The sequence below is a fragment of the Jatrophihabitans sp. genome, assembly GCF_036389215.1.
In the GTDB taxonomy this organism is placed as follows: Bacteria; Actinomycetota; Actinomycetes; order Mycobacteriales; family Jatrophihabitantaceae; genus Jatrophihabitans_A.
In genome coordinates this window covers 1-8470 of sequence record NZ_DASVQG010000226.1, presented here as the reverse complement: position 1 = coordinate 8470, position 8470 = coordinate 1, and the positions used below count along the sequence as shown (strand labels likewise).

The following is an 8470-nucleotide window of genomic DNA, read 5'->3' as shown; positions in this document are numbered from 1 at the left end:
GCTCGCGCTCGCCCGGCGGGAGGGGCATCGGGCGGTGATGCGGGCCGGTGTCAGCGCGCTGGACACGATGTGCGCCGACCTCGGCTTCGACCCGAGCCAGCCCGGCCTGATGACCTACGAGGCCACCGACATGATCGTGCGGCGGCGCCGGCCCGATCCGGCGCTGCATGTCGTGCTGTGGCAGGTCGGGTTGATCGGCGAGCTCGGCTACCGCCGGCAGGGTTTTCTCAACAGCGGCTTCTCGCTGCTGCTGGATCACCTGGAAGCGGTGTACGGCCCCGACCAGCTGGTCACCAACTACGTCGGTTCCCGCTACCCCGGCATCGACCCGCTGATCGCCAGGCACACCATCTCCGAGCTGCGCGAGCCCTCCATCCAGGCAGGAGTCACGGGCCTGTCCACCTTCTACCTGCCGCCGATCCACGCGCCGGCAGCCGATCAGGCGGTGCTGCGCGAGCTCGGCCTGCTCAGGCCGGGGCAGACGTTGAAGCCGGCGACCAGCCCGCTGCGGGTGATCGACAGGTACGGGCCCAGGGAGCGCAAGGCGTTCACCGACTTCGCGAAGTTCCGGGTGCCGCAGGGCTACCACTGGCAGGAGGACACACCAGCCGCCAGGTTCGTGCTCGCGTTGCGCGACGATCCGGACCTGCGCAGCCGCTATCAGGACGACCCGGCGGCGGCGGTGCAGGGCTGGGATGCCGGGGAACTGACGCCGCGCGACCGGGCACTGCTGTCCAGCCGCGACGGCGGCCAGGTGCAACGTGCCGCCAAGGGCAGCCGCGCCGCCCCGGGAGCTGCTCGGGCGCTGGGCAGCCTGCTGGCCAGCAACTCCGCCAGCCGGGACCTGGCGGTGGCGGTCAGCCGGGCCGCCGAGGAGGAGCGTGCCTCGACGGTGCGGGACTGGGCCGCCCAGCGGGGTCTCACCCTCGACCCGGTCACCCTCGGTGAGGATCTGGAACGGACGCTCCGCACCACCCTGGCACCGTGGAGCGGGCTGTACCTGGAGCCTGACCGGCGGCTGAGCGTGTTCGTGCTGGCCCGGCCCGGCAAGCCCGAGCACGACCGGGTCCACCTCAACGGCCGGCTGCTGGCCGGTGCCGCGTACTCCGCGGGCGCGATCCGGTGGAGCGGCCCGGCCGGCAACGGCTTCCTGCAGACCGACGTGACCGCTCGCGGTGGCCGGCGGCTGGTCGGCACCACCTGGCCGGCGGGTGACAGCGTGGCCGGCGGGCACCGCGTCGAGCTCACCGCGCAGCCGCTGCCCCGCGGCGCGGCCGGGGTCGCAGGCCTGGCCGAGAGTGCCACCGACCAGCCGGCCGGCGACTACACGCTCCGGGTCGCGACCGGGCAGGGGCCGCGGCTGGTCCGGCTGGGCGTCGGGGCCGGGATCACCGTCGACGGGCAGCGGCCGGGAACAGCCGAGCTCGCCGCCGGCAGCCTGCGCTGGAGCGAGGTCCGGCCGGGCTGGCCGAGGGGGAGTGCCGGGCGGTGTGGGACCCCATCACCGGCCGCTCGATGCTGTTGGGCACCGGTCGCGCCGGACCGGGCGGGCCTGAGCTGACGCTGACCGGCATGGTGCCGCTCACCCCGCAGGACCGGCTCCTGCTCACTGCCGAGCCGCGGCTGGGAATTCCGGACTGGGCCTGGGAGCACCTGGTGGAACTGACCTGCGTAGCCAGCCGGTCGGGAGGCCTGTTCGCCTACAACGCCTGGCAGAGGGCCGTGCTCAGCCTGCGGATGCTCCGCTACGTCGTGCGGGCGGTCCCTCGATGACGGCGCTGGTGGAGGCGACCGGCGTGCTGAGGCCGGTCGCCGGCAGGGTGCGATTCGGCTATGACACCGAGCGGTTCCCGTTCGCCGCGTTGCTGCGCCGCGACGTCTTCCGGGTCGGGTCGCTGGAGTCGCTGCATCTGGACGTGCAGGCCTCGCGGGACGGTTCCGGGCAGCGCAGCCAGCTGCGCACCCGGGACAACCTGGCGGCCCGTGCCCTGGTTCAGCAACTGCCCGACAGCGCGCCGTTCTTCCAGCTCTATCACCAGTTCATGCGCCTGGTGCTGGCGCCGGTCGCCGGCCGGTCGCTGTCGTACTCCAACCGTCCCAAGGTGCGAGTGCACTTCCCGGGGACCGCGAGCGTCAGCTCGTTCCACTGCGACGTGCCGGTCACCAAGCGGATCGACCAGATCAACTTCTGGCTGCCGATCACCGACGTGCACGGCTCGGCCGCCCTTCAGCTGGAGAGCGACTACGGCGAGCAGGACTACGCGCCGGTGCCGTTGCGCTACGGGCAGGGGCTGATCTTCGACGGCGGCTACCTCGGGCACGGGTCGGTGTTCAACAGCACCGGGGTGACCAGGATCAGCTTCGACATGCGCTTCGGCTACCGGGGCGCCACCACCCGCGCGGAAGGCATCCACCTGATGAACCGCATCGTCCGCCGGCTGGACCGGCTGGCGGCCCCGTCCTAGGGCGGCTCACCGCCCAGGGGCCGCTCGCCGCCAGCGGTCGCTCGCCGCTGGCGCCGCCTGCTAAGGGCCTGCGACGACGCCGAGGTCCTGGTACACCCCGAGCGGGTTGCCCCACGGGTCGGTCAGGTTTGCGAAGGCGACCAGGCCAGGCAGCCACTTGATGTCGCCGGGCTCGAAGCCCTTGGTACGCAGCACCTCGACCGCGGCCTCGATGTCTTCGACCTGCAACCGCAGCCGGAAGGAGGACGGCCTGATGTCGGTGCGTCCGGTGGCCAGCTGCAGCCAGGCGCCGGGCGAGATCTCCCACTCGTAGAAGTCGGGGTCCGGGCCAAGGTCGGGCTCGCGGCCGATCAGCGCGCAGTAGAAGCCCAGCGCCTCGTCCCGGTCACCGGCATGCACCGCAACGGTCAGGCCGCGGACGTTCATCTCGCTCATGGCCTGACCCTAGCGGGCGCGGTCGGACCCGGCTGGTCAGACCCCGCCGTAACGCTGCAGCGAGCGCACCGCCCGGCGCAGCGCGTCGGTCCCGTCGACGAAGGCACGCCGGACCGGCGGTTCCAGATGGGCTGCCTTCGATCCGGCCAGCGCGTCCTCGGCCAGTCGCAGCACGTCGGCCGACGCGGCGGACACCGGAAACGCCCGAAAGATCACCGAGCCGAGTGCCCAGCCGTGCCGGTGGCGTGCGGTGGCCGGCATCTCCTCGAAGAACCGGGGCAGGTAACCGGCGGTGAGTTCGCTCTGGCTGGGCTCGAAGAAGCTCTCGGCGCTGGCGTACAGCTCGTAGGCGGGCCGCTGGCTGGGCTCGGTCAGCAAGGCCCAGGCCGCCTGTTTGGCGGCCGGGTCCGGCCGCAGCGCGCGGGCCCGGGCCGCGTGCACCACACCCGAGGTGCTCTCGTCCCGGGCCAGTTCGGCGTCGATGTCGGCGTCGCGGAGTTCTCCCAGGGCAGCCAGCCGGGCGACCAGCGCCCACCTGAGCTCGGCGTCGATCACCAGTCCGGCCGGCACCTGCTCACCGGTCCACCAGGCTCGCAGCCAGCCGGCGTCGTCGCTGGCCCGGATCCCGGCCCGGGCGGCCTCCAGCTGCAGGTCGCCGCCTGCCTCGGCGACGGCCAGCAGCCGGTGCGCGAGGCCGGCCACTCGAGCCCGGCGGCCCGGCCGGTCGGCTGGCTTGGCGTAATTGGCCGCCAGTTCGTCGGTGGCGAACTTCAGCAGTTCGGAGGCCACCAGCTCCACCGGTTCCACGGCGACGGCTGCCAGCACCATGTCCAAGGCCTGCGCGGGGTCGAGGTCGGCGTCCCGGACGGCGTCGCGGACGGCGTTGTAGAGCACCACCCGGGTCGGTGCGGCGGTGATCCGGGGCAGCAGGTCGGCAACCGGTTGCCAGCCGGCCGTCCCGAACCGGATCTTGGCCCAGCTGTCATCGGCGCTGTCGGCGACCACCAGCCGCAGCGGACCGGTGTCCTCCGGACCGACCGGGACGGCGTCGTCGTCCAGGGTGACCTGCTCCGCCAGCCGCGGCGTGGCCTCGGCATCGAAGCCGGTCACCCGGACGGTGTGCGGGCGCCGGGACCCGTCCGGCGAGGTGCGGTTGAGCCACACCTGGCCGGTGTCGCGCTGCTCGCCGGGGCCGGGCGGCTGATCCGCGCCGGGCGCATCGTCGTGGGCACGCTGCTCCGCGGTCAGGGTGTCCAGACCGCTGGTCCGCAGCCAGAGCTCGGCCCAGCTGGCGAGGTCCACCGCGCCGGCCTCGGTCCAGGCCGCGATCAGGTCGGCGAAGTCCGCATTGCCGAACCGGTGCCGCTCGAAGTGCCGGCGCAGGCCGCCGAAGAAGACCTCGTCGCCGAGGTGCGCGGCCAGTTGCTTGAGGACGGACGCGCCCTTGGCGTAGGAGATGCCGTCGAAGTCGGCCAGCGCCGCGGCAGCGCTCTCGGAACCGTTGCCGGCGACCGGGTGGTTCGACGGCGCCTGGTCGGCGACCCGGCCCCAGTCCTTGCGGTGCAGGGCGAACTCGATCCAGGCGAGTTCGGCCAGCGTCGACCGGCCAGTGCCGTCAGCGCCGGTCATCGTCGCGCACACCCGGTACCCCATGTACTCCGCGAAGGACTCATTCAGCCACAGGTCATCCCACCAGCGCATGGTGACCAGGTCGCCGAACCACATGTGCGCCATCTCGTGCGCGATGGTCGAGGCCCGGACGCTCCGCTGGCCCCGGGTGGCGGCGGAGCGGAAGATGAACTGGTCGCGCAGGGTGACGCAGCCGGGATTCTCCATGGCACCGGCGTTGAAGTCGGGCACGAAGGCCTGGTGGTACTCACCGAACGGGTACCGGATGCCGAACAGCTCGTGATAGCGATCCAAGGCCGCGGCCGTGACCGCCAGGATGTCGGGGGCCTCGGCCTTCAGGTGCTCGGCCAGTGAGGCCCGGGTGTGCACGCCCAGGGCGATGCCGTCATGCTCAGCGGTGATCGAGGCGTACGGCCCGGCGACCAGGGTGACGAAGTAGGTGGCCAATGGCCGGGTGCTCGCCAGCTGCCAGTGGCCCGGCGCCGAGCGGGTCGCCGCGCCGTTTCCGACCACGCTCCAGTCGGGCGGGCAGTGCACCTCGACGTCGAAGCTGGCCTTGAGATCAGGCTGGTCGAAGCAGCCGAACCAGCGCGGCGCGGCGTCCAGGAACGACATCGCGTAGAGGTAGGTCTGGCCGTCGGCCGGGTCGACATGGCGGTGGATGCCCTCGCCGTCGGTCGAGTACGCCATCCGGGCCCGTACCCGCAGGACGTTCCGCGCCCGCAGCCCGGTCAGCGGCAGCCGGCCGTCGACCAGCCCGGCGGGATCGACCGGCTCGCCGTTGAGCAGCACCGAGAGCACCTGCGAGGCCCGCAGGTCCAGGAAGGTGCTGGCCCCCGGGCGGGTGGCGTCGAACTCGATGACGGTGTCCGAGCCGAAATCCGCACCGGTCCGGTCCAGATCCAGGGTGATCCGGTAGTGACGGACGGTAAGTAGCGCGGCGCGCTCGGCCGCTTCAAGGCGGGTCAGGCTCGGCATGCCCACGAAGCTACCGGCTCGCTTGCCCATAATTACGGTGGGTGACTGCAAACGCCGAAATTCAATTCGTATTATCGGCCTATTTCGGGAGAAGAGCACCGTGCGAACAGTGCCGCCCGTTCACCTGGCGGAAACACAGCCGGGCCCTCGACGAAACAGGACCGGTCGATGCTCGTTGCCAGCGCGCTCTCCTGCTCGCACCCACCCGAGAAGAAGCGGAGACCTGAGTGTCACAGGCTGTCCTCACCGCTGCCAGCTACGCGCCGTTCGACCTCAAGAACCTCAGTGGAGGCGATACGGCGTGGGTACTGGCATCGGCATCCCTCGTCCTGCTCATGACCCCGGCCCTGGCGTTCTTCTACGGCGGCATGGTCCGGGCCAAGCACACCCTGGGCATGCTGATGCAGAACTTCGCCGCCATGGCGATCGTCAGCGTCACCTGGGTCGTGATCGGCTTCACCCTGGCCTTCGGCGGCACCGGCCGCTACCTCGGTGACCTGCACTACCTGCTGCTGCACAACATCGCCGACGTGGTCCCCACGCTCGGCGAGGCCCAGACGATGCCCACGATCGTCTTCGTCGCCTTCCAGCTGACCTTCGCGATCATCACCCCGGCCCTGATCACCGGCTCGACGGCCGACCGGTGGAAGTTCGGCGCGTTCATCGCCTTCGTCTCCGCCTGGTCGATCCTGATCTACGCCCCGGTCGCGCACTGGGTGTTCAACGGCTACGGCTTCCTCAACCAGTCCATGCAGTCGGCGGGCAAGTTCTTCGCCGAGGACTTCGCCGGTGGCACGGTCGTGCACATCAACGCCGGCGCGGCGGGCCTGGCGATGGCGCTGGTCCTGGGCCGGCGGCGCGGCTGGCCACGGGAGAACATGCGCGGGCACAACATCCCGTTCGTGATGCTCGGCGCCGGGCTGCTGTGGTTCGGCTGGTTCGGTTTCAACGCCGGCTCCGCGCTGGCGGCCAACGGCCTGGCCGGCTACGCCTGGATGAACACCAACACCGCGACGGCGACCGCCATGCTGGGCTGGCTGATCGTGGAGAAGGTGCGCTACGGCAAGTCCACCGCGCTGGGTGCCGCCTCGGGGGCGGTGGCCGGGCTGGTGGCGATCACGCCCTGCGCGGGCTTCGTCAGCGTCACCGGCGCCCTGGTCATCGGGCTGCTCGCCGGGGTGGGCTGCGCCTTCGCGATCAGCCTCAAGAACCGGCTGGGCTACGACGACTCGCTCGACGTGGTCGGCGTGCACTTCGTCGGCGGCTGGATCGGCACCCTGTCGGTCGGCTTCTTCTCCACCGACGCCATCAACTCCCTGGCCAACAACGGCATCTTCTACGGCGGCGGCGGCAAGTACGCCGGCTGGAACCTGCTGCTGCACCAGTTCGAGGCCGCCGCCGTGGTGAGCGTGTTCTCCTTCGTCGGCACCTTCGTCATCGCCAAGGTCATCGGCCTGGTGATGAAGACCCGGGTCACCGAAGAGGAGGAGGTCACCGGCCTGGACCAGTCCATTCACGGCGAGACCGCCTATGACTTCGGTACGCTGACCGGCTCCGGCGGCCACTTCGCCCCGGCCGCCGCCGCTAGCAGGGAGAGGGTGCAGGCATGAAGCTGGTCACCGCGATCATCAAGCCCTTCAAGCTGGAAGAGGTCAAGCTCGCGCTGGAGAACCTCGGCATCCAGGGCCTGACCGTCAGCGAGGTATCCGGCTTCGGCCGGCAGCGCGGGCACACCGAGGTCTACCGGGGCGCGGAGTACACCGTCGACCTGGTGCCCAAGGTGCGGGTCGAGGTGCTGGTGCACGACGCCACCAAGGTGGTCGAGGCGATGGTGGAGGCAGCCCGGACCGGCAAGATCGGCGACGGCAAGGTCTGGGTGACCGAGATCGAGACCGTGGTGCGGGTGCGGACCGGCGAACGGGATGACGACGCCCTCTAAGCGGCCCTCTAAGCGGCCCTCTAAGCGGCCCATCTCGGCCCGGACCGAGTTGCTGGCCCGGACCGGCCTGGTCGGCCCCGAGTTGCGGGCCGCCCTCACCGCGATGTTCGACTCCTGGCTGAGCGAGATCCTGCCGCCGGTGCCGGGGGTCGCGCTGCTGGCGGTCGGTGGCCTGGGACGTCGCGAACCCACCCCGTACGGCGATCTGGACCTGGTCCTGCTGCACGACGGCAAGGCGGCGGAGATCGCGTCGGTCGCGGACTCGCTCTGGTACCCGGTCTGGGACTCCGGGGTGGGCCTGGATCACTCGGTACGGACTCCGCAGCAGGCGGTCGCGGTGGCCGCCGACGACTTGAAGGCACTGCTGGGCATGCTCGATGCCCGGCACATCGCAGGCGACCCGGCCCTGACCGGGCTGGTTCGCGAGCAGGTGATCAGCCGCTGGCGGCGCAGCGCGCCGGCGAAGGTCACCGAATTGCAGGAGCTGGCCCGTGGCCGGTGGCGCAGTCGGGGAGACGCGTCCTTCCTGCTGGAGCCGGATCTCAAGGACTGCCGGGGCGGGTTGCGCGATTGGGTGGGACTGCGCGCGCTCGCCTCGGCCCAACTGTTGGACCTGACGCCGGCGGTGGCGCAGGCCAGCACGGTGCTGCTGGACGTGCGCGGCGAGCTGCACCGGCTGGCCGGGCGCTCGGCCGACGTGCTGCGGGCCCAGGACCGCGACTCGGTCGCCCGGGCGCTCGGGCTGGACGGCCCGGACGAGGTGCTGCGGGCGGTGAACGAGGCGGCCCGGACGCTGGCCTACGCCACGGACGCCGCGTGGCGGCGGGTGGCTGCCGCCAACCGCCCGGCGTCGCGGTCGCTGCTGAGCCGGTTGCGGCCGGGGGCGTCGTCCAGCGGCCGCCTGGACCCCGCGGTCCGGACCCCGCTGGCCAAGGACGTGGTGGCCCAGGGCGGTGAGGTGGTGCTGGCCCGCGACGCCGACCCGTGGGCCGATCCGGTGCTGACGCTGCGGGTGGCCCGGGCC

General features: G+C 71.7%; 7 protein-coding genes and 1 pseudogene. 6 read left to right on the top strand and 2 right to left on the bottom strand.

Annotated elements, in window-relative coordinates:
- From VF542_RS12530 to VF542_RS12520, 3 genes are all read left to right on the top strand, one after another.
- The coding region (locus VF542_RS12530; RefSeq protein ID WP_408652041.1) for a hypothetical protein at positions 1-1561 on the top strand (1561 nt) is incomplete at its 5' end.
- Positions 1516-1773: a hypothetical protein gene (locus VF542_RS12525; protein ID WP_408652040.1), complete on the top strand. Its 258-nt coding sequence runs from the start codon at positions 1516-1518 to the stop codon at positions 1771-1773. The genes VF542_RS12530 and VF542_RS12525, both read left to right, overlap by 46 nt.
- A complete protein-coding gene (locus VF542_RS12520; RefSeq protein WP_408652039.1) occupies positions 1770-2465 on the top strand; it encodes a streptomycin biosynthesis enzyme StrG in 696 nt (231 codons plus the stop codon). Before VF542_RS12525 ends, VF542_RS12520 begins: the two co-directional genes overlap by 4 nt.
- Before the next feature lie 60 nt (positions 2466-2525).
- On the opposite strand, the gene VF542_RS12515 is transcribed toward VF542_RS12520, so the two are convergent.
- Entirely contained in the window at positions 2526-2900 is a 375-nt protein-coding gene (locus tag VF542_RS12515) for a VOC family protein (protein ID WP_408652038.1), read from the bottom strand.
- Between the two features lie 36 nt (positions 2901-2936).
- On the bottom strand, positions 2937-5507 hold the full coding sequence (gene pepN, locus VF542_RS12510) for an aminopeptidase N (RefSeq protein ID WP_408652037.1): 2571 nt from the start codon (positions 5505-5507) through the stop codon (positions 2937-2939).
- 227 nt (positions 5508-5734) lie between these two features.
- Between pepN and VF542_RS12505 the strand changes: the two genes are divergently transcribed.
- The 3 genes and pseudogenes from VF542_RS12505 to VF542_RS12495 all read left to right on the top strand — a co-directional run.
- Positions 5735-7117 (top strand): ammonium transporter, encoded by a 1383-nt coding sequence (locus VF542_RS12505; protein ID WP_408652036.1) that lies wholly within the window; start codon positions 5735-5737, stop codon positions 7115-7117.
- Positions 7114-7446 carry a P-II family nitrogen regulator gene (locus VF542_RS12500; RefSeq protein WP_408652035.1) on the top strand — a complete coding sequence of 111 codons (333 nt, stop codon included), beginning with the start codon at positions 7114-7116 and terminating at the stop codon, positions 7444-7446. Before VF542_RS12505 ends, VF542_RS12500 begins: the two co-directional genes overlap by 4 nt.
- A pseudogene (locus VF542_RS12495) lies at positions 7430-8470 on the top strand ([protein-PII] uridylyltransferase); the annotation flags it as partial. The gene VF542_RS12500 and the pseudogene VF542_RS12495, both read left to right, overlap by 17 nt.